Source organism: Vibrio chanodichtyis (assembly GCF_028863985.1).
Taxonomy (GTDB): domain Bacteria; phylum Pseudomonadota; class Gammaproteobacteria; order Enterobacterales; family Vibrionaceae; genus Vibrio; species Vibrio chanodichtyis.
The window spans coordinates 1-19,803 of the sequence record NZ_JARBFT010000005.1; the positions used below are offsets into that span (position 1 = coordinate 1).

Sequence of the window (19,803 nt, forward strand, 5' to 3'; positions counted from 1 at the left end):
GGTATTTCTATCGACGGCCACGTGGAAGGCTGGTTCTCAGACGACACACCAAAACGTTTTGAAGCCTACGGCTGGCATGTGATCCCTGCGGTTGATGGCCACGATGCAGATGCGATTAACGCTGCGATTGAAGCGGCGAAAGCAGAAACCTCTCGCCCAACGCTGATTTGTACCAAAACCATCATCGGTTTCGGCTCACCAAACAAAGCTGGCTCACACGACTGTCACGGCGCGCCTCTGGGCAACGATGAAATCAAAGCTGCCCGTGAATTCTTGGGTTGGGAACATGCTCCATTTGAAATCCCGGCTGACATCTACGCCGAGTGGGATGCCAAACAAGCAGGCGCAAGCAAAGAAGCGGCTTGGGATGCAAAATTCGCTGCTTACGCCAAAGCTTACCCAAGCGAAGCGGCAGAATACCAACGCCGTATGGCCGGTGAGCTGCCAGCCAATTGGGAGGCTGCGACCAGCGAAATTATCGCTAACCTGCAAGCCAACCCTGCCAACATTGCCTCGCGTAAAGCTTCACAAAATGCACTGGAAGCGTTCGGCAAACTGCTGCCAGAATTTATGGGTGGCTCTGCTGACCTCGCACCATCTAACCTCACCATGTGGTCTGGCTCTAAGTCACTAACCCGCGAAGATTTATCAGGCAACTACATCCACTATGGGGTGCGTGAGTTTGGTATGACCGCGATTATCAACGGTATCGCGCTGCACGGTGGCTTTGTGCCTTACGGAGCGACCTTCCTGATGTTTATGGAATACGCGCGTAACGCGATGCGTATGGCGGCACTGATGAAAGTGCAAAACATCCAAGTCTACACCCATGACTCGATTGGTCTCGGCGAAGATGGCCCAACCCATCAGCCAGTAGAGCAAATCGCTTCTCTGCGTCTGACGCCAAACATGAGCACATGGCGTCCATGTGACCAAGTGGAATCCGCGATGGCGTGGAAACTGGCGATTGAGCGTAAAGATGCACCATCGGCGCTGATTTTCTCGCGTCAAAACCTGGCGCAGCAACCACGCAGTGCTGAGCAAGTGGCGAACATCGCCAAAGGTGGTTACATCCTGAAAGATTGCGCAGGTCAACCTGAGCTGATTTTGATTGCGACCGGCTCTGAAGTGGAACTCGCAGTGGCGGCTTACGAGCAACTGAGCGCCGAAGGTAAAGCGGTGCGCGTGGTATCCATGCCATCAACCGATGCGTTTGATAAACAAGATTCGGCTTACCGTGAAGCGGTACTGCCTGCGGCAGTCACCAAGCGTATCGCGATTGAAGCCGGGATTGCTGATTTCTGGTACAAATATGTTGGCTTAAATGGCCGCATCATCGGCATGACCAGCTTTGGTGAATCTGCTCCTGCCGATCAACTGTTCAAACTGTTTGGCTTCACCACTGAAAATGTGGTGCAGCAAGCGAAAGAGCTGTTGGCGTAATGGTGCGATAGCCAAGCATGTTTGATCAAAAAATCCCGCTTAGGCGGGATTTTTTGTTTTGATGGTGCTTATTGCTCTTTTCAAAAACAAAATCTGTTGATAATCAACATTCTAAATTGTGACGATAAGCATTATATCTATACATGAAACCGGTTACAGTTGCGTCATTGATAGTAAGTAAAGATGTGTGGAAATGAATAATGTCAAGCTAATAGAAACCTATATAGACCACGCATTTTTAGCGGGAAAAGTAGTGCTAGCATCAGATTTTGGTAGCAGTATCCATCTTCAACATGTTCCAATTTTGATAAAATATCTATATAAATCGATTTATTGTTTTGATTGTTCGAATCTCGGTGTTCATCAATTGTCCTGATATATGGACACTATTTAGTATTGTGACCTTATATGGTTATCCTTATGCTTTATAAGCATAGATTACGCACCAAAACAGCCTGCTAAATAAAAATATTGAGCGACTAATTATACCTATCTGATCTGTAACTAAAGGTAAAAATTGTAAATGATTACCTCACGACAACATAAAATATTACGCTTCCTGTTACAGCAACGGGAGTATGTCACCTTATTCAATCTGGCAGAACAATTTGGTGTGTCGAAGAAAACTATCCAGCGTGATCTGAATATTATTAATGATTACTTAGCTGATTCTAATGTTCAGGTGGATAAAAAGGTAGGTGCTGGTATTTTACTGGTGGCTGGAAATACTGCTGACTTCATGCAACTAGAGCTGCAGCTCAATGGTGAAAGTGAAGATGCAGATAGTATTATGGGTCATGCCCGCCGGATAAAAATTGTCTCTTGGTTATTGAGCGAGACGCCAAAAGAAACTTCAATTAATAAGCTGTCAGAACGTTTTTATATAAGTAATGCTTCTGTTGTTAATGACTTAAGGATTATTGAAGATTGGATAACACCTCTAGGATTACAGTTAATTCGTAGCCAAAGTGGGACTAGAATTAAAGGTAATGAAAATAATGTGCGCCAAGCGATGGCCGCATTAATTAACGGGTTAATTAACCATCAAGAGCCGGGGTTGGTGAACCATTCTCGGCTGGACCCGGGTAGCTATAAAGCGTTGGTTCAGTATTTTGGCGAGGACGAAGTTTCTTTTGTGCAGGTTCTGTTGCAGGAAATGGAACAGGAACTAGCCTATCCTTTAGGCGAAGCGTACTACATCAATATTTTTACCCATATTTTGATTATGATGCGCCGCCGCACCAAGGGGAATTTACTTGATAATCTAGACCATGTTTCCAATCAGCGTCTAGACGACCCGGTATTTTTCGTGGCCGGTAAGATGGTGGAAAAAATTGAGCAATACATTGGCTTACCCTTACCGGAAGATGAAGTGTGGTTCATTTATCAATACATTATTTCATCTGGTGTATTGGTCGTTGAAAATCAGGTTAGCACCCAGATACATACCGAACTGTTTAGTCATGAGGCGCATGATGTTACTTCTGATTTAGTGAAGAGCTTTTCACAGTTAATCAATATTGATCTTAGCTTAGATAACCAATTGTATGATGGACTCATGGTCCATATCCGGCCCTTAATTAATCGACTTCATTATCAGATTAATATTCGTAATCCTTTACTGGATGATATTAAAAATGAACTGGTGGATGTATATAACTTAACTCGTATTGCGGTAGAAAACGTTTTTGCTCGTTGTACTCAACAAAGAGTTTCTGATGATGAAGTTGGGTACCTGGCTGTCCATTTTCAGGCAGCTATTGAACGTCAAATTACGCATAAGCGTGTTTTGCTGGTGTGTTCTACTGGAATAGGTACCTCACACTTATTGAAAAGCCGTATCCTACGTGCATTTCCGGATTGGGAAATCGTTGCTTCGGTTCCTGCCAGTAATTTACAAACTGTTAACCAGAAAACCGCGCCTGATCTTATTATCTCTACTATTCATGTACCAGAGATTGATACGCCAGTGGTGTACGTCACCGCATTTCTTAATGATGCGGATATCCAACGTATTACTGAAAAAGTAATCACAGAGAAGCTGCATCAGGCAAGCGATACGCATACTGTTACTCAATCTTGATTCAATGTTAACGAAGCTGGTTTATGGATATTTCGAAAGTACTCAATGTGAATCATATAAAATTAAATATGGTCGCTAAAACTAAAAAAGAAGCGCTAGAAGAATTAACAGATATATTAGTGCAGGATGGAATTGTTATCAACAAGGATAAGTTTCTTCGAGATATTTGGCTGCGAGAGGAGCTAGGACCAACTGGATTTGAAAACCATATCGCGATCCCACATGGACAATCCTCAGCGGTAAGACATTCCACATTGGCTATTGGACGTACCCCACATAAAATCCCCTGGGAAACAATCGATGGTATCGATATTCGTTGTATCATATTATATGCTATTCGTTCGGAGGAGAAAAATACGACTCATATTCGTTTATTAACACAAGTTTCATATGCATTAGCCAATGAGGACATAATTGCTAAATTACTGGAAGAGAATGATCCAAAAAATATTATAGAGATGTTTGATGCACAGGATGATGTAGATTTCTAACCATAACCATAACCATAACCATAACCATAACCATAACCATTTTCCTTATTTAGAGCAATATTTTCGATTATCACTACTCCTTTGAACCTTTCGCAACACTATGCCGTATTCATGAGCACTGATGTGGCAGAATTGAAAATTTTATCCAAGATAAATTAAAAATTCAATTTATTATAACGTGACATACCTAGCATAATTTTTTCACTATGCCTAAGTTTAGTTAATGATCAGTGAGTTTTATATGTAGATAAACATATGAGGCTTATTCCTAAGTTCTTATTCAAAAACAGTTGCCATGCTTCAGTGTTTGTCAAATGTCCTGATAGATGGACATCTTTTAGTATTGTGGTCATATGATATTCTTCTTATATTTGTCATAGTGGATTATGTACTAAATCAGAGATTAGATAGAAACTTTATACAAAATATCAGATGGCTTTAGTTCATTATCGAAAAACGAATAAAATAGAAGTTGCATCAGATAATCGATGTACATGCTGTTACTCAATATTAATGAAGGTAGTTTATGGATATTTCGACAGTACTCAATACTAAACATATAAAGTTAAATATGGTTGCTAAAACTAAAGAAGAAGCAATTGAAGAATTAACAGATTTATTAGTACAGGGTGGATCTGTTATCAACAAGGAAGAATTTCTTCGAGATGTCTGGCTACGTGAGGATCAAGGATCAACTGGATTTGAAAACCATGTTGCGATCCCGCATGGAAAATCTTTGGCGGTAAGTCATACAGCATTGGCTATTGGACGTACTCAACATGAAATTCCATGGGAAACGATGGATGGAACCGATATTCGCTGTGTAATTTTATTTGCTGTCCGTTTGGAAGACCAAGATACGACTCATATCCGTTTATTAACAAAAGTTTCATGTGCATTAGCCGATGAGGAAATAATCGCTAAATTACTTGAAGAAAATGATCCAAAAAATATTATAGAGATTTTGAACGCACCAGAAGAAGTTACTGCTTAACCATTATTACTTTCACCGTCCATCATGGATGTGCAAATAATAAAATAAATTGTCGAGGATTATTATGAATATTGTTGGAATTTCAGCCTGCACTGTAGGCATTGCACATACTTATATTGCACAAAAGAAAATTGAAATCGCAGCGAAAAAAGCTGGTCATAACGTAAAAATTGAAACTCAGGGTACAATTGGTATAGAGAATGCATTAACCGCGGATGAGATTGCGCAAGCAGATATCGTCGTATTGGCTGCTGATGTTCAGGTTTCTGGAGAGGAAAGGTTTGCCGGAAAGAAAGTAGTTAAAGTAAAAACAGCAGTAGCAGTTAAATCACCAAATAAGCTTATTGAAAAACTACAAGAATTAGTTTTAGAAGGCTGTAAAAAATAATAAAAATAATAAACTTTTCAGCAATTACTATCCAATATGAAATAGAGGGTGTTACTTATGAGTATGAACGAAATCTGGAAAGCAGCAAACCCTAAAGGTCATCTGTTAACCGCTATCTCCTTTTTGATTCCAATTGTTTGCGGTGCTGGTTTTATTATTTCCATCGGTTTGTCACTTGGAGGTTCGGTCGACGATACTTTGGTCGCTGGGCAATTCGATGTGTGGGGAGTGCTCGCTACAATGGGTGCGAAGGCTCTTGGACTATTACCTGTTGTTATTGCTTGCGGAATTGCAGGTTCTATTGCCGGTAAACCGGGTGTAGCACCTGGCTTTGTTGTCGGTCTTGCTGCTAATGCGATTTCCGCCGGTTTTATTGGTGGTATTCTTGGAGGTTATATTGCTGGTTATCTTGCTCTTGCCATCATTAAATATGTTAAGGTGCCAAATTGGGCTAAGGGCTTAATGCCGACATTGATTGTTCCCTTCTTTGCATCGATCATTAGTGGTCTGATTATGGTCTATATCATCGGTACTCCTGTTGGTATGTTTACCGATGCACTAACCTCTTTCTTAAGAGATATGGGCACTTCATCTAACTTAATTTTAGGTGCTGTTATTGGCGCTCTTTGTATTATTGACTTCGGTGGCCCGATCAATAAAACATGTTTTGCATTTGTATTAACACTTCAGGCACAGGGTATCAATGAACCAATTACTGCGCTCCAGTTAGTAAATACAGCAACACCTGTGGGTTTTGGTTTGGCTTATTTTATTGCCAAACTTATGCGTAAAAATATTTATAACTACGCGGAAATCGAAACTCTAAAATCTGCTGTTCCGATGGGGGTAGTGAATATTGTTGAAGGTGCAATACCGGTAGTTATGAATGATATCGTTCGTGGTATCACTGCGGCAGCGATTGGTGGTGCTTGTGGTGGTGCGATTACCATGGTGTATGGTGCTGATGCGACTGTACCTTTTGGCGGCATTTTTATGCTTCCAACCATGTCGAACCCAATGGCTGGTGTAATGGCATTGCTCGTCAATATTCTGGTGACGGGGACAGTATATGCACTGATTAAGAAAGATGTTCCTATTGATGTCATCATAGAGAATGAAGAAGAAGAAGAAGATATCGATTTAGATGATATCAAAATAAGCTAAAAAAATAGCCAGAAAACCAATGCGTCTAGCAAGTAAAAATATAAAACGGTCCTAGTAAGCAGATTGATTAAATACATTTAACTTTATTGTTAGGTAATGGGCCATTTTATTTAAAAATTAACCAATTTACTTTAACTAAAGAGCGGATATTGAAAATATGAGTGAACATATACATATTTCCCCATCGTTGATGACAATGGATCTTGACCAGTTTAAAGAACAGATTACTTTTTTAAATGATAATGTAGATTCATTTCATATCGACATAATGGATGGCCATTTTGTACCTAATCTCAGCTTATCCCCATGGTTTATTGAACAAACTCGTAAGCTAACTAATAAAGAAATGTCAGCACATTTGATGGTAACTGATCCTACATTCTGGGTGCAGCAGCTTATTGATATAAAATGTGAAGTCATTTGTATGCCTGCGGAACAAATAAATGGCACAGCCTTCCGTCTGATTGATCAAATACATGCAGCAGGCCTAAAAGCTGGAGTGGTACTTAATCCGGAGACGCCTGTTAGAGAAATCCTGCCATATATCGATATTCTTGATAAGGTAACAATTATGACGGTTGATCCTGGTTTTGCTGGCCAGCGATTTATTGTAAAGATGCTAGACAAAATTACTGAATTAAGAGAGCTTCGTGAAGCGAATGGCTACCAGTATGTTATTGAAATGGATGGCTCAACCAATAAAGAACACTGGAAAGTGATTCATAATGCAAAACCGGATATTTATGTCATTGGGCGCAGTGGGCTTTTCAATTTGACGGGTAATATTGAGAGTTCATGGCAACAAATGATTGCTGAGTTTGAAGAAGCGACTGGAGAAAAATTTATCCAGCTTCAAACTGACAAGGCGGCGTAATATAAATCAGCCCATAAATTAGCTAGTACAGTTGGATGTAAGATTCGTGTTTGTTAATATTTCTTTCAAATATTGTACTGGCTCTTCTCTACTAAGCATTGCCCCATCAGGCATTGGATTGTTATCTCCATTAAAATTTAACCAGTTAAGCGTAACAGAGTAGAGAATGTCTCGTTATTCGTAGGAAAAAATAATAATAAGAAAGTTATTCTATCCAAACTCTCTTTAGTGCCAATTGAGCTAGCTATTACCAATAAAGTGAAACGTTTGGTTGTGTACTAAATAAATGTCAAAAGAATAGGACGATCGAAATGAGCAATAAATTAGCGCAACTTCGTAAACTGACTACCGTCGTGGCAGATACTGGTGAAATTGATGCGATCAAAAAATACCAACCCCAAGATGCCACCACCAACCCATCTCTGATCCTAAAAGCGGCGCAAATTGCTGAATACGCACCGCTGATCGATCAAGCGATCGCCTACGCTAAAACGCAAAGCAGCGATAAAGCGCAGCAAGTACAAGACACCTGTGACATGCTGGCGGTCAACATTGGTAAAGAAATTCTAAAAACCATTCCGGGACGTATTTCGACTGAAGTGGACGCGCGTCTGTCTTACGACACCGAGCGCAGCGTAGCTAAAGCTCGTCAACTGGTGAAAATGTATAACGATGCGGGGATCAGCAACGATCGCATCTTGATCAAGCTAGCTTCAACTTGGCAAGGGATCCGCGCGGCGGAAATTCTTGAGCAAGAAGGCATCAACTGTAACCTGACGCTACTGTTCTCTTTCGCGCAAGCGCGCGCCTGTGCCGAAGCGGGCGTGTACCTGATCTCGCCTTTCGTTGGCCGCATCATGGACTGGCACAAAGCCAAACAAGGTCGTGATTTCACCGCCAGCGAAGATCCGGGCGTACTGTCAGTGACTAAGATCTACCACTACTACAAACAGCACGGCTACAAAACTGTGGTGATGGGCGCAAGCTTCCGTAACATCGGTGAGATCTTAGAGCTGGCTGGTTGTGACCGTCTGACCATCGCGCCGTCACTACTGGCTGAACTTGAAGCGGCCGAAGGTGAAGTGGTTGCAAAGCTGGTTGACTCACAAGGCACCACCGCTCGCCCTACCGCCATGACCCACAGCGAATTTCTGTGGGAGCACAACCTAGATGCGATGGCGGTTGAAAAGTTGGCGGAAGGCATTCGTAACTTCGCAGTTGACCAAGGCAAACTAGAAGCAATGATCGCAGCTAAGCTGTGATGCTGATTTTGAAGCGAGCTGAGGCTCGCTTTTTTATGCTGTTTTTTATTGAGCATTGCTGCTCTCCAATTTCTTGAAAATGAGTAACCCTATGAATCGCAAACAACTTGCCAATGCTATCCGCGCCCTGAGCATGGATGGCGTTCAAAAAGCTAATTCTGGCCACCCAGGTGCCCCAATGGGCATGGCGGACATCGCCGAAGTGCTGTGGCGTTCACACTTAAACCACAACCCAAGCAATCCAAATTGGGCTGACCGTGACCGCTTTATTCTGTCTAACGGCCACGGCTCAATGCTGATTTACTCACTGCTGCATCTTACTGGCTATGAGCTGTCGATTGATGATTTGCAAAACTTCCGTCAATTGCATTCAAAAACGCCGGGCCACCCAGAGTACGGTTACGCACCGGGCATCGAAACCACCACTGGTCCACTAGGCCAAGGTATCACCAATGCAGTCGGTATGGCGCTGGCTGAAAAAGCGTTAGCCGCGCAGTTCAACAAACCGGGCCACGACATCGTTGACCACTTCACTTATGTATTCATGGGTGATGGCTGTTTGATGGAAGGCATTTCGCACGAAGCGTGTTCACTGGCCGGTACGCTGGGTCTGGGTAAACTGATTGCGTTCTGGGATGACAACGGTATTTCTATCGACGGCCACGTGGAAGGCTGGTTCTCAGATGACACACCAAAACGTTTTGAAGCTTATGGCTGGCAGGTCATCCCTGCGGTTGATGGCCACGATGCAGATGCGATTAACGCTGCGATTGAAGCGGCGAAAGCAGAAACCTCTCGCCCAACGCTGATTTGTACCAAAACCATCATCGGTTTCGGCTCACCAAACAAAGCTGGCTCACACGACTGTCACGGCGCGCCTCTGGGCAACGATGAAATCAAAGCTGCCCGTGAATTCTTGGGTTGGGAACATGCTCCATTTGAAATCCCGGCTGACATCTACGCAGCGTGGGATGCTAAACAAGCAGGCGCAAGCAAAGAAGCGGCTTGGGATGCGAAATTCGCGGCTTACGCCAAAGCTTACCCAAGCGAAGCGGCAGAATACCAACGCCGTATGGCCGGTGAGCTGCCAGCCAATTGGCAAGCAGCGACTAGCGAGATTATCGCTAACCTGCAAGCTAACCCTGCCAACATCGCTTCACGCAAAGCTTCACAAAATGCACTAGAAGCGTTCGGCAAACTGCTGCCAGAATTTATGGGTGGCTCGGCTGACCTCGCACCATCTAACCTCACCATGTGGTCTGGCTCTAAGTCACTGACGGCAGAAGACTTTTCAGGCAACTACATCCACTATGGGGTGCGTGAGTTTGGTATGACCGCGATTATCAACGGTATCGCGCTGCACGGTGGCTTTGTGCCTTACGGAGCGACCTTCCTGATGTTTATGGAATACGCGCGTAACGCGATGCGTATGGCGGCACTGATGAAAGTGCAAAACATCCAAGTCTACACCCATGACTCGATTGGTCTCGGCGAAGATGGCCCAACCCATCAGCCGGTAGAGCAAATCGCTTCTTTGCGTCTGACACCAAACATGAGCACCTGGCGTCCGTGTGACCAAGTCGAATCGGCCGTAGCGTGGAAACTGGCGATTGAGCGTAAAGATGCGCCATCGGCGCTGATTTTCTCGCGTCAAAATCTGGCGCAGCAACCACGTAGCCCTGAGCAAGTGGCGAACATCGCCAAAGGCGGTTACATCCTCAAAGATTGCGCTGGCCAACCTGAGCTGATTTTGATTGCGACCGGCTCGGAAGTGGAACTCGCAGTGGCAGCTTACGAGCAACTGAGCGCCGAAGGTAAAGCGGTTCGCGTGGTCTCAATGCCATCAACCGATGCGTTTGATAAACAAGAGGCAGCCTACCGTGAAGCGGTTCTGCCTGCGGCAGTCACCGCGCGTATCGCGATTGAAGCCGGGATTGCTGATTTCTGGTACAAATATGTTGGCTTAAATGGCCGCATCATCGGCATGACCAGCTTTGGTGAATCGGCCCCTGCCGATCAACTGTTCAAACTGTTTGGCTTCACCACTGAAAACGTGGTGCAGCAAGCGAAAGAGCTGTTGGCGTAATTTTGCGATACAAATAGTGTTTGATGAAAAAATCCCGCTGCGGCGGGATTTTTGTTGGGCGCGCTAAAAATCTTGTGGGTTGCTAATTAGTGCCATTCATCAGGTATTGCTTGGCGTAGCGCATCGATAAATAGGCGCAATCGAAGCGGATGACGGCCGAGTGGATAAAAGCAATTGATTTCGGTCGTGGGAGATTGCCAACCATCAACACAGTTGATCAGGCTACCCGGATGGGCCTTTTCAAAACCACGGGCAAACCAAGTAGGCAGTAAACCGATGCCACGCCCTTTGGCAATTGCATCTGCTTGCATGGCAAGGTTGTCACTTTGCAAGCGAGTTTCGAGTGCTGGTAATGCATAGCTCCCCAATTGCGGGTGGTGCAGTTCAAGCTCAGTTTGACGATAAGCAATAAAATCAATCCACGGATGCTGGATCAGATCGCGGGGGTGATGTGGTTTATCTCGTTGGGCTAAATATTGTGGAGAGGTATACGCGGCATAGCGCCAGTAGCCAAGCCGCTCTTTGCGATAGTTGCTTGGCACTGCATGATCGATCCAAATGATTAAATCCGGTTCGAATGCTTGATCGCGATATTGAAATTGGCTGAGTAGACGGATCTTTAGCGTGGCATGCTGGCGCATAAATTCATCTAACACTTGGCTGAGCCAGCCGCGGATCAAATTCGGATGCACCACCAAAGTTAACTCGCCACTAACTTGATTGTTCAACTCTTGTAGCGCTTCTTGGCTTTTATGGGCGAGTTCGAGCAGTTGCTCGGAATAAATAGCAAACACTTCACCCGCTTTGGTGAGAGTTAAGCGATTGCCTTGACGCATTAATAAACTTTGCCCTAAATCCTCTTCTAGCTGGCTTAGGCGGCGGCTAAGCGTTGATTTAGGCAGATCAAGAGATTTTGCCGTAGCCGTCAGACTTTTATGTTGACACAGTGCGTAAAACGCCCGGACGGCATTGAGATCTTGCATAAACCACTCCTAAACAGCGCATGCGACAACGGAACGATAAGATTGTTCCATTTATGGCCCCAAGTATTCCACATTTTTACCTATCCTGAAAACTCTTTGTGTGAATAATTCTCATCCAGATATTGAGAATTATTATTATTTGATTTTAAGGAAAATAACATGTCCAGATGGATCCCATCTAAAGTTGCCGTGGCGGTTACGATTGGCTTATTAACTCCGTTTTCAGTCAGTGCACAAGATCAGTCAGAAAAAAGCACCGAAACCATGGTAGTTACCGCTTCGGGGTTTGAGCAGAGTATGAAAGAGGCTCCGGCAAGTATCAGTGTGATCAGCCGAGAAGATCTCGAAAAAGGTTCTTATACCAGTATTGTAGATGCAGTATCGAATATCCCCGGCGTTTATGTAACCGGTGGTGGGAACAGTCAAGATATCAGCATTCGAGGTATGGCGGCTTCTTATACTCTGTATATGATCGATGGGCGTCCGATTTCCGCAGGTCGTTCGGTGAATACCAATGGCCAAGATGGCGGTAAGCAAATTTCTCTACCACCACTTTCTATGATCGAACGAATCGAAGTGATCCGTGGCCCGATGTCGTCATTGTATGGTTCAGAAGCCATGGGTGGGGTGATTAATATCATTACCCGCAAAGGTTCGGCACAATGGGGCGGCTCAATCACCACCGAATATACCAAGAGCCTCAATGACATTAATAATGACAACCAAACGGTCAATTTATTTGTTGCCGGACCGCTGATCCCTGATTTATTGAGCATGAAAGTGAATGGTTCATGGTACGGCGCTGATGAAAGTGATTATGTCGGTGGCACTGATTTTGCCGAAAGTACGCCAGAGGTCAAACGCCGTCAGGGTGGGGTAGCCTTGGTATTAACTCCTGACGATCATAATGAATTTACTGTGAGTTATGATAATTCACGGCAGGATACCACTCATACTGAAGGTAAAAGTACCGCCAGCAGCACCAGTGAATATATCTATCAAAAAGATACCTACCTCATTTCATATAATGGTAAATATGACGATCTGTTTGTTGATGCCTACGTACAACACGACATTTCTGAAAATGTTCAAGATCAGACCAAACAAGAAAAAATGACCATATTGAATGCACAAGGTTCTTATTTCTTGGGTGATCATGTGGTGACTCTCGGTGGGCAATATAAACAAGAACAGTTTATTGATGAAACAAATGGTCTGTTAACCTCAAATATTCCGGGTGCGGTGCGAGAAACCGATCGTTGGATCGCGGCCTTATATGCCGAGGCTGATTGGCGAGTGCTGGATGACTTATCAATCACGACTGGCCTGCGCTATGATGATGATGAATTATTTGGTGGGCATCTCTCTCCTCGAATCTATGGCGTCTATACCTTAACTCCGGAATGGACAGTCAAAGGTGGAGTCTCTACAGGCTATAAACAGCCCTCGTTAACCAGTGCCACGGAAGGGTTTGGTCGTGGCACGGGTGGTAGTGGTTCACCAGCCGCTTATCCAAGAGCATTAATTATTGGTAACTCAGACTTAAAACCTGAGAAAAGTATTAACTACGAATTAGGCTTGAATTTTGATCAAATTGCATGGGGATTGAATAGTAATATCAATCTCTTCTATACCGAATTTAAAGATAAAATTTCAGAAGAACGTTTATGCGAAAGTCCTAATGGAGATAGAAATAATCCTGATACTTGGGTTTGTGGATTTGGAGGAAATAATTATTTCTTCCTAAGTACCTACAAAAATATCGATGAAGCGGTGATGAAAGGTGTTGAATTTTCGGTTGATTATCGTTTGACGCAAGATGTTAAATTAACCGCTAGCTATACCTATACCGACTCAGAACAAAAAACCGGCGATTTTAAAGGTGAGCCACTCAATAAAGTGCCAGAGCACATGCTGAATCTAGCCGCTGATTGGCAAGCTTCAGAGAATTTAAGTTTGTGGTTGAAAAATAATATCCGCAGTGAAACGTCGGATTATTTAAGTCGCACCTCAATGTATGAAGGAACACCAGGCTATGGCACGGTTGATATTGGTCTGATGTATCAATTATCCAATCGTTTAAGAGCTAAAGCGGCTATCTACAACCTTGGCAACAAAGAAATTACTGATGAGACCTATGGCGTTGTGCTGGATGGGCGTAATTTGAACCTTGGCTTAACGGTGGATTTCTAATTCAGCATTTGGCGTCCTATTGGGCGTCAAATTTTTTAATAGGATATAAAATGAAAAAATGTCTTACTTTATTTTGGATGGCTATGTTGGCCAGCATCTCATCAGCACACGCTTACCCAGTGACGATCGCTCACCAACAGGGCACATTAGAACTGAACAGCCAACCAAGCAAAGTCGTGGTGTTTGATTTAGCCACGCTGGATTCACTTGATGCGCTAGGGGTTGAGGTTACGGCTGTGGCCAAAGGGGTATGGCCGGAGTATTTACAAAAGTACGATGGCGAACAGTACCCTAAAGTGGGTACTTTGTTTGAGCCAGACTACGAAGCAGTGCAAGCATTACAACCGGATCTGATTATTATTGCCGGCCGCTCGCGTGGGGCATACCAAAAACTGAGCCATATCGCACCAACGATTGATCTCAGCATTGATCCTGCTCAGTTCGTCGAGGACGTAAAGCATAACTTGGATCTGTTAGGGCAAATTTTTAATCGCAGTGATAAGGCCAAGCAGCTGATCACTACGCTCGATAGTGAAGTGGCTGCCCTGCAGGCAAAAGGTCAACAGCAAGGTAGCGGTTTAGTACTGTTTACTGTGCGTGGTAACGTGATGTTACATGCACCTGGCGATCGTTTTGGCATGTTGTATGAATTAACTGGATTGCGCTCTGTTGTTGAGCCGATGGCGGCAACCACGACAGAAGAAGCGCGACCACAGCCGGGATCACCGGAAGCAAAAGCCGCGGCACAAGCACGTGAGCAGCGCTTACGTGAGGCGATGGCTAAACAGCCAGATTGGCTGATCGTACTGGATCGTGGCGCAGCAACCGGTGGAGAAGCTGAAGCGCAGAAAACATTGGCGGAGAATCGTCAAATTGCTCAGTCAAGCGCCTGGCAGCAAGGCCAAGTCTATTACCTCAACCCGACGGAGTGGTATATCGTGACTGGCGGCTATCGCAGCCTGATGAAAACAATTAATCAGTTGCAGCAGCGATTCTAATTGACCTTGATATCAGATTGGGCTGGCTTTCCAGCCCTTTTTATTGCGTGAAGGGATGAATCCCAACCATTTTGCCGTTACCATCGCTTGCTCAAGAAAAGGAACCAGCACAATGTTAAAAGTGGCGATTAACGGGTTTGGACGTATTGGACGTAACGTTCTGCGCGCAATTTATGAAAGTGGTAAACACCAACAAATTCAGGTTGTGGCGGTGAATGAACTGGCCAAACCTGAAGCGATGGCACATCTTCTGCAATACGACACCACCCATGGTCGTTTCGCGAAAAAAATCACTTATGATCAGCAGCATATTTATGTGCATCACCAGCGTGGTGAATATGATGCGATCCGCATTCTGCATCAGGCCGAAATCCCACTGTTACCGTGGCACGATTTAGAGGTCGATTTGGTGTTTGATTGTACGGGTGTTTATGGCTGTCAGCACGATGGTCAGCAGCATCTTGATGCTGGCGCGAAGTTAGTGCTGTTTTCTCACCCCGGAGCCAGCGATCTGGATAATACGATTATCTATGGCGTCAACCATCATACTTTGACCGCGCAGCATAAAATTGTCTCTAGTGGCTCTTGTACCACTAACTGTATTGTGCCGATCATCAAAGTATTGGATGACGCATTTGGGATTGATTCGGGCACGATTACCACCATTCATTCTTCAATGAATGATCAGCCGGTCATCGATGCCTACCATAACGATTTGCGCCGAACTCGTGCTGCCAGCCAGTCAATTATTCCGGTCGATACCAAGCTGCATAAGGGTATTGAAAGAATATTTCCGAAATTTTCTAACAAGTTTGAAGCGATTTCGGTACGAGTGCCGACGGTAAATGTGACCGCGATGGATTTAAGTGTCACAATTAAATCAAATGTGAAAGTTAATGACGTAAATCAAACCATGATTAACGCATCTCAGTGTACATTACGGGGCATTGTTGACTATACTGAAGCGCCTTTGGTCTCCATTGATTTTAACCATGATCCACACAGTGCGATTGTGGATGGAACGCAAACAAGGGTCAGTAACGGGCATTTAGTCAAAATGCTCGTTTGGTGTGATAACGAATGGGGCTTTGCCAACCGGATGTTAGATACCGCTTTGGCAATGCAGGCCACGCAGTAACGGCCAGCAGATACTTCAAATCAGGTTTGGATATTGAAACCAGAGGAACGCATCCCCATATCGGTAAACAGCTAAGAATTTACCGGCTCGGCAGGGTCGCCGAGTTGCAGAATTTTCATTTCTTTAAATAGTTTGAGAGGACAAATCATGTCTGTAATCAAGATGATTGACCTGGATTTAGCAGGTAAACGCGTATTTATCCGTGCTGATCTGAACGTACCAGTAAAAGACGGTAAAGTGACTTCTGATGCACGTATTCTTGCGTCGCTACCAACCATTAAGCACTGCCTAGCGGCAGGCGCGAAAGTAATGGTAACTTCTCACTTAGGTCGTCCAACGGAAGGTGAATACGCTGAGGAGTTCTCTCTACTACCAGTAGTTAACTACCTAAATGAAGCGCTCGATTGCGAAGTTCGCCTAGTAAAAGATTACCTAGACGGCGTTGAGCTGAACGCAGGTGAACTGGTTGTGCTAGAAAACGTTCGCTTCAACAAAGGCGAAAAGAAAAACGAAGAAGCACTGTCTAAGAAATACGCTGCACTGTGTGACGTATTTGTGATGGATGCCTTTGGTACTGCACACCGCGCGCAAGCGTCTACTCACGGTGTCGGTATGTTCGCTTCTATCGCTTGTGCTGGTCCTCTGTTGGCGGGTGAGCTGGAAGCGCTGGGCAAAGCAATGGACAAACCTGCTCGTCCAATGGTGGCGATTGTTGGTGGTTCAAAAGTATCAACTAAATTGACTGTACTTGAGTCACTATCAAAAATTGCTGACCAATTAGTGGTTGGTGGTGGTATCGCGAATACTTTCATCGCAGCTGCGGGCAACAACGTAGGTAAGTCTCTGTACGAAGCAGACCTTGTTGAAACAGCGAAAAAACTGATGAAAGATTGTGCGATTCCAGTTGCGACTGACGTAGCGTGTGCTAAAGCTTTTGATGAAAACGCAGAAGCAGAAATCAAACACGTGTCTGAAGTTCAAGACGACGACATGATTTTTGACTTAGGTCCAAACTCAACCGCTGAACTGGCTGAAATCCTGAAAAACGCCAAGACTATCCTGTGGAATGGTCCAGTTGGTGTATTTGAATTCAAAAACTTTGAAGCGGGTACGCGCGGTATTGCTGAAGCAATCGCGAAATCAGAAGGCTTCTCTGTTGCTGGTGGTGGTGACACTCTGGCTGCGATCGACAAGTTCGGTATTAAAGCGGACGTTTCTTACATCTCAACTGGCGGCGGCGCATTCCTTGAGTTCGTAGAAGGTAAAAAACTGCCTGCAGTAGAAATGCTGGAAGCACGCGCTAAAGCGTAATGATTAAACGAAAGCGGGAGCAATACTCCCGCTTTCTTGTTTGCTGCACTGTGAGCATTTGTTTGCTAGAATGCCGCGTTTGGTGAGCAAACGTTTGCAAGAATTGAAACTTACCGTTTTTATTTTTTAAAACGACAGAAAATAGGATTCCATCCATGTCTAAGATCTTTGATTTTGTAAAACCTGGTGTTATCTCTGGTGATGACGTACAGAAAGTATTTGAAGTAGCGAAACAAAATGGCTTCGCACTTCCAGCAGTAAACGTAGTAAACACTGACTCAATCAACGGTGTTCTGGAAGCGGCTGCGAAAGTTAAAGCGCCAGTAGTGGTACAGTTCTCTAACGGCGGTGCATCTTTCTTCGCTGGTAAAGGCGTGAAACTTGAAGGTCAAGGTGCTGCAATCTTGGGTGCTATCGCTGGTGCGAAATACGTACACGCAGTAGCTGAAGCTTACGGTGTTCCAGTGATCCTACACACTGACCACGCAGCGAAGAAACTGCTGCCATGGATCGACGGTCTACTGGATGCGGGTGAAAAATACTTCGCTGAAACTGGTAAGCCTCTGTTCTCTTCACACATGATTGACCTGTCTGAAGAGTCTCTAGAAGAGAACATCGAAATCTGTGCTAAATACCTAGCGCGTATGGAAAAAATGGGTATGACTCTAGAGTTTGAACTAGGTTGTACTGGTGGTGAAGAAGACGGCGTAGACAACTCTCACATGGATCAGTCTGAGCTATACACTTCTCCAGAAGACGTTGCTTACGCTTACGAGAAACTGATCGCAATCAGCCATCGTTTCACTATCGCGGCCTCTTTCGGTAACGTGCACGGTGTTTACCAAGCTGGTAACGTTGTTCTAACTCCAACTATCCTACGTGATTCTCAAGTTTACTGCTCTGAGAAATTTGGTATCGCTCCAAACGCACTGAACTTCGTATTCCACGGTGGTTCTGGTTCTTCTGAAGCAGAAATCAAAGAGTCTATCAGCTACGGTGTGATCAAAATGAACATCGATACTGATACTCAGTGGGCAACTTGGGATGGTATTCGTAAATACGAAGCGAAGAACCACGATTACCTACAAGGTCAAATCGGTAACCCAACTGGCGAATCTGCACCGAACAAAAAGTTCTACGATCCACGCGTATGGCTGCGTGCCGGTCAAGCGGAAATGGTTGCACGCTTAGAAAAAGCGTTTGCTGACCTCAACGCGATTGACGTGCTGTAATTATTATTCAGCTCGTTAAGTAACATGAAGAAGCCCGCCTTGTGCGGGTTTCTTTTTTTATGCTCTGATGGCGATCAGTGGCAGAGTGATAAAATATTGTTTAACCTGTAACGGAAGCCCAGCAAGCTCGACATAAGTGCTGGTTTGGTCATTTTTAGCCAATTTTGACTTTATCAACATCCGAGTTTGCTTTATCGTGCCGGCGATCTGACATTGAGTGGTGATATACGAACTCACGTTGAGCTCTGAGCATGGCTACTAAATTTTCATTCATTATGAGAGGAAAACACTATGGCGGTTGAATCGATTGGTGTCGAAGCACCTATCGTTGAGAGTTTTAATCAGGTAAATACTTGGTTAATCAATAATTCAGATCTTTTAATTCAGTACGGCGTGAACATTATTTCTGCGATTTTAATCCTGTTTATCGGTAACCTAGTGGTTAAAGCGGTGGCAGGTAGTGTAGCTGGCGTATTGAAAAAGAAAGAAATGGACAAGGCGGTGGTCGATTTCATCCACGGCTTGGTGCGTTACACGCTGTTTGTGATTGTGTTAATTGCTGCTTTAAGTCGTATCGGCGTACAAACCGCATCTGTGGTCGCTGTGATTGGTGCGGCAGGCTTAGCGATTGGTCTTGCCTTGCAAGGTTCGCTATCTAACTTTGCCGCTGGGGTGTTGATTGTGGCATTCCGTCCATTTAAATCGGGTGATTATGTGGAAATCGCTGGTGTGGCTGGCTCGGTCGAATCGATTTTAATTTTCCAAACTGTATTAAAAACCCCTGATAATAAAGTAGTTATTGTGCCTAATGCTTCTGTGATTGGTGGTGCGATCACTAACTATTCACGCAATCCAACTCGTCGGGTGGATATGGTGATTGGCGTTTCTTACAAGTCTGATCTGCAAAAAACCAAGCGGGTTTTGCGTGAAACCTTGGAAAAAGATGCGCGGATCCTTAAAGATCCCGACATCACTATTGGCGTGCTGACTTTAGCCGATTCATCGATCAATTTTGTGGTGCGTCCATGGTGTAAAACCGAAGATTATTGGAAGGTTTACTACGATTCGATGCAAGCGATCAAAGAAGCGCTGGATGCCAATGGTATCGAAATTCCATTCCCACAAATGGATGTGCATCTTAACAAGATCAACTAATAGTTAGT

General features: G+C 44.4%; 16 protein-coding genes. 15 read left to right on the top strand and 1 reads right to left on the bottom strand.

The features are described 5' to 3' along the window. The 9 genes from PUN32_RS06540 to tkt all read left to right on the top strand — a co-directional run. On the top strand, positions 1 to 1,443 hold a 1,443-nt coding region (locus PUN32_RS06540; RefSeq protein ID WP_274722334.1), incomplete at its 5' end, for a transketolase family protein. A gap of 523 nt (positions 1,444 to 1,966) precedes the next feature. Next, positions 1,967 to 3,526, top strand: coding sequence for a BglG family transcription antiterminator (locus PUN32_RS06545; protein ID WP_274722335.1), 1,560 nt, complete (start codon positions 1,967 to 1,969; stop codon positions 3,524 to 3,526). A 23-nt stretch (positions 3,527 to 3,549) separates the two neighbouring features. Then, a complete protein-coding gene (locus PUN32_RS06550; protein WP_274722336.1) occupies positions 3,550 to 4,017 on the top strand; it encodes a PTS sugar transporter subunit IIA in 468 nt (155 codons plus the stop codon). Between the two features lie 526 nt (positions 4,018 to 4,543). Next, a complete protein-coding gene (locus tag PUN32_RS06555; protein ID WP_274722337.1) occupies positions 4,544 to 5,011 on the top strand; it encodes a PTS sugar transporter subunit IIA in 468 nt (155 codons plus the stop codon). Between the two features lie 64 nt (positions 5,012 to 5,075). Next, complete coding sequence (locus PUN32_RS06560; protein ID WP_274722338.1) at positions 5,076 to 5,399, top strand: PTS fructose transporter subunit IIB; 324 nt, start codon at positions 5,076 to 5,078, stop codon at positions 5,397 to 5,399. Positions 5,400 to 5,456: 57 nt separating this feature from the next. Further along, positions 5,457 to 6,563, top strand: a complete 1,107-nt coding sequence (locus PUN32_RS06565) for a PTS fructose transporter subunit IIC (protein WP_274722339.1) — start codon at positions 5,457 to 5,459, stop codon at positions 6,561 to 6,563. Positions 6,564 to 6,720: 157 nt separating this feature from the next. Continuing rightward, positions 6,721 to 7,437, top strand: a complete 717-nt coding sequence (alsE, locus tag PUN32_RS06570; RefSeq protein WP_274722340.1) for a D-allulose 6-phosphate 3-epimerase — start codon at positions 6,721 to 6,723, stop codon at positions 7,435 to 7,437. A 311-nt stretch (positions 7,438 to 7,748) separates the two neighbouring features. Next, on the top strand, positions 7,749 to 8,699 hold the full coding sequence (gene tal, locus PUN32_RS06575; protein ID WP_274722341.1) for a transaldolase: 951 nt from the start codon (positions 7,749 to 7,751) through the stop codon (positions 8,697 to 8,699). A 91-nt stretch (positions 8,700 to 8,790) separates the two neighbouring features. After that, on the top strand, positions 8,791 to 10,785 hold the full coding sequence (gene tkt / locus PUN32_RS06580) for a transketolase (protein WP_274722342.1): 1,995 nt from the start codon (positions 8,791 to 8,793) through the stop codon (positions 10,783 to 10,785). Between the two features lie 86 nt (positions 10,786 to 10,871). Here tkt and PUN32_RS06585 read toward each other — a convergent pair whose 3' ends face one another. Then, entirely contained in the window at positions 10,872 to 11,768 is an 897-nt protein-coding gene (locus PUN32_RS06585; RefSeq protein ID WP_274722343.1) for a LysR family transcriptional regulator, read from the bottom strand. Positions 11,769 to 11,927: 159 nt separating this feature from the next. Between PUN32_RS06585 and PUN32_RS06590 the strand changes: the two genes are divergently transcribed. The 6 genes from PUN32_RS06590 (at position 11,928) to mscS (ending at position 19,795) form a co-directional block, all read left to right on the top strand. Further along, positions 11,928 to 13,961 (top strand): TonB-dependent receptor domain-containing protein, encoded by a 2,034-nt coding sequence (locus PUN32_RS06590; protein ID WP_274722344.1) that lies wholly within the window; start codon positions 11,928 to 11,930, stop codon positions 13,959 to 13,961. Between the two features lie 50 nt (positions 13,962 to 14,011). Further along, a complete protein-coding gene (locus PUN32_RS06595) occupies positions 14,012 to 14,959 on the top strand; it encodes a siderophore ABC transporter substrate-binding protein (RefSeq protein ID WP_274722345.1) in 948 nt (315 codons plus the stop codon). Positions 14,960 to 15,071: 112 nt separating this feature from the next. Further along, positions 15,072 to 16,097: an erythrose-4-phosphate dehydrogenase gene (gene epd, locus PUN32_RS06600; protein WP_274722347.1), complete on the top strand. Its 1,026-nt coding sequence runs from the start codon at positions 15,072 to 15,074 to the stop codon at positions 16,095 to 16,097. Between the two features lie 147 nt (positions 16,098 to 16,244). After that, complete coding sequence (locus PUN32_RS06605; protein ID WP_274722349.1) at positions 16,245 to 17,408, top strand: phosphoglycerate kinase; 1,164 nt, start codon at positions 16,245 to 16,247, stop codon at positions 17,406 to 17,408. Positions 17,409 to 17,563: 155 nt separating this feature from the next. Further along, positions 17,564 to 18,640, top strand: coding sequence for a class II fructose-bisphosphate aldolase (gene fbaA, locus PUN32_RS06610; protein WP_274722350.1), 1,077 nt, complete (start codon positions 17,564 to 17,566; stop codon positions 18,638 to 18,640). A gap of 291 nt (positions 18,641 to 18,931) precedes the next feature. Beyond that, complete coding sequence (gene mscS, locus PUN32_RS06615; RefSeq protein ID WP_274722351.1) at positions 18,932 to 19,795, top strand: small-conductance mechanosensitive channel MscS; 864 nt, start codon at positions 18,932 to 18,934, stop codon at positions 19,793 to 19,795. Positions 19,796 to 19,803 lie beyond the last annotated feature (8 nt).

Coding starts and splice junctions, on each gene's coding strand:
- PUN32_RS06545 (WP_274722335.1), top strand. CDS start 1,967: ATGATTACCTCACGACAACATAAAATATTACGCTTCCTGTTACAGCAA.
- PUN32_RS06550 (WP_274722336.1), top strand. CDS start 3,550: ATGGATATTTCGAAAGTACTCAATGTGAATCATATAAAATTAAATATG.
- PUN32_RS06555 (WP_274722337.1), top strand. CDS start 4,544: ATGGATATTTCGACAGTACTCAATACTAAACATATAAAGTTAAATATG.
- PUN32_RS06560 (WP_274722338.1), top strand. CDS start 5,076: ATGAATATTGTTGGAATTTCAGCCTGCACTGTAGGCATTGCACATACT.
- PUN32_RS06565 (WP_274722339.1), top strand. CDS start 5,457: ATGAGTATGAACGAAATCTGGAAAGCAGCAAACCCTAAAGGTCATCTG.
- alsE (WP_274722340.1), top strand. CDS start 6,721: ATGAGTGAACATATACATATTTCCCCATCGTTGATGACAATGGATCTT.
- tal (WP_274722341.1), top strand. CDS start 7,749: ATGAGCAATAAATTAGCGCAACTTCGTAAACTGACTACCGTCGTGGCA.
- tkt (WP_274722342.1), top strand. CDS start 8,791: ATGAATCGCAAACAACTTGCCAATGCTATCCGCGCCCTGAGCATGGAT.
- PUN32_RS06585 (WP_274722343.1), bottom strand. CDS start 11,768: ATGCAAGATCTCAATGCCGTCCGGGCGTTTTACGCACTGTGTCAACAT.
- PUN32_RS06590 (WP_274722344.1), top strand. CDS start 11,928: ATGTCCAGATGGATCCCATCTAAAGTTGCCGTGGCGGTTACGATTGGC.
- PUN32_RS06595 (WP_274722345.1), top strand. CDS start 14,012: ATGAAAAAATGTCTTACTTTATTTTGGATGGCTATGTTGGCCAGCATC.
- epd (WP_274722347.1), top strand. CDS start 15,072: ATGTTAAAAGTGGCGATTAACGGGTTTGGACGTATTGGACGTAACGTT.
- PUN32_RS06605 (WP_274722349.1), top strand. CDS start 16,245: ATGTCTGTAATCAAGATGATTGACCTGGATTTAGCAGGTAAACGCGTA.
- fbaA (WP_274722350.1), top strand. CDS start 17,564: ATGTCTAAGATCTTTGATTTTGTAAAACCTGGTGTTATCTCTGGTGAT.
- mscS (WP_274722351.1), top strand. CDS start 18,932: ATGGCGGTTGAATCGATTGGTGTCGAAGCACCTATCGTTGAGAGTTTT.